At 59.4% G+C, this 1,716-nt stretch carries 2 protein-coding genes; both read left to right on the forward strand.

Annotated features, from left to right (window positions below; all coding sequences use genetic code 11):
• The first annotated feature begins 447 nt into the window (after positions 1-447).
• Positions 448-1,212: a COG4705 family protein gene (locus ACXRVY_RS27475; protein ID WP_457265899.1), complete on the forward strand. Its 765-nt coding sequence runs from the start codon at positions 448-450 to the stop codon at positions 1,210-1,212.
• 27 nt (positions 1,213-1,239) lie between these two features.
• The gene (locus tag ACXRVY_RS27480; protein WP_223457966.1) at positions 1,240-1,674 is read left to right on the forward strand and encodes a hypothetical protein; all 435 of its coding nucleotides are present in this window, start codon (positions 1,240-1,242) and stop codon (positions 1,672-1,674) included.
• The last annotated feature ends 42 nt before the right edge of the window (positions 1,675-1,716 follow it).

Raw genomic sequence — 1,716 nt, forward strand, 5'->3', positions numbered from 1 at the left:
TGGTTGAAACGCTCATGCCATGAACTCCTGAGGTTCGACCGCGGTGACTTTCCAATGAAGGTCACCCGCCTGATGATTGTCAGGTCACAAAGTAGGCGGCACGCCCCACCGAGAGAATACGGACATGGCGCAATGTCATGTTGCGTCGTGCGCAAAAGCTGCCTGGGCGCAATCAACGCCTCCCGTGTGCATCATTGGCGTATATAAGCGGGATACTTCATTGCCCGCACTCAACTTTCGAGGTCGATGCCCATTGGGCGGGTAAAAATGAAATTTCTGAGTAAGGCGAAACACATCGTGACGCTAAATCTTCGAGTTGGCTTTTACTCTGACTCGAAGCCGTATCAGAAACCGCTCGACTTCCCTGCCCCTCAGTCTCAGCTAAGTTTCGACCCGTATCGTCTCCCTTGCGCAACTTCGGCGCTGCACAGGAGAGGCAACCCGCCCATGAAACCCGTTACAGCCGGATGGCTCAACAAAGTACCCGAGGTGACCCTGTCATTCTGGGTGATCAAGATCTTGTCCACGACGGTGGGTGAAACCGGCGCGGACTTTCTCGCCGTCGATGCCGGCCTCGGCCTGGGCTGGACCAGCGTCGGCATGGCGACATTGCTGGCCATCGCCCTCTTCATACAGACGCGCAAAACCGCCTGTTCGCCCTGGATCTACTGGCTGACCGTGGTGCTGGTGAGCATCGTCGGGACGCAGCTCACCGACATCCTGACCGATGTACTCGACGTTAGCCTGTACACCAGCACCGCCGTGTTTTCAGTCCTGCTGGCACTCAATTTTCTCGTCTGGTACCGGGTGGAGCACAACCTGTCGATCCGCGAGATCGTCACCCCGCGCCGGGAGTGGTTCTACTGGACGACCGTGCTCTGCACCTTTGCCCTCGGTACGGCAGCCGGTGACCTGGCCACCGAGGCCCTGGGTCTGGGCTTCACCCTCGGCGCGGTGATTTTCGCCGCGCTGCTCGCCGCGACATTAGTAGCCTGGCGCCTGGGGGCCAGCGTGGTGCGGTCATTCTGGGTCGCCTACATCCTGACCCGTCCGTTCGGTGCTTCTCTGGGCGACTTGCTGACCCAGTCCAAGACTTACGGTGGCCTCGGCATGGGCGCCACCTGGACCAGCGCGATCTTCCTGTGCGTCATCGTCCTGTTGGTTGCGGTAGCGCAGATCAGCGTCGGCAACCGCAAGCCCGTCACTCAGTAACACTTAATAGTCCATCAAGGAATCGTCATGCGCCCTTTTCAAAACATCATTCGTCACGTCGCCATTGTCTCGTCGATCTTTCTGCTGAGCATCGCCGCCGGCTGCTCGAAACCCGCCGACAAACCTGCTGCGGGCGCCACATCCGGTGCGATGAGTGCCCAAACCCAATCCGGTTCAAAACTGGGTGACCTGTCCGAGTTCCGTACTATCGCCGCCGACGTAGCCGCGATCGTCGATAAAAACGATCTGCCGGGTGCGAAAGCCCGCATCAAGGACCTGGAGAGCGCCTGGGACTCCGCCGAAGCTGGCATCAAGCCGCGCGCTGCGAGCGACTGGCATGTAGTGGACAAGGCCATTGACCGCGCGCTCGACGCGTTGCGCGCCAGCAGTCCGCAACAGAGCAATTGCAAGGCCCGCATGAACGAGCTGATGAAGGCCTTCGATTCGATGAAAGGCGTGTAATAACCGGGCGGACAAACGCCGGTACAGGTGCTTCAATACAGG

The sequence above is a fragment of the Pseudomonas sp. P5_A2_2 genome, assembly GCF_054177685.1.

Bases quoted from the DNA above. Each gene is read 5' to 3' on its own strand.
- ACXRVY_RS27475 (WP_457265899.1), top strand. From the start codon at position 448: ATGAAACCCGTTACAGCCGGATGGCTCAACAAAGTACCCGAGGTGACC.
- ACXRVY_RS27480 (WP_223457966.1), top strand. From the start codon at position 1,240: ATGCGCCCTTTTCAAAACATCATTCGTCACGTCGCCATTGTCTCGTCG.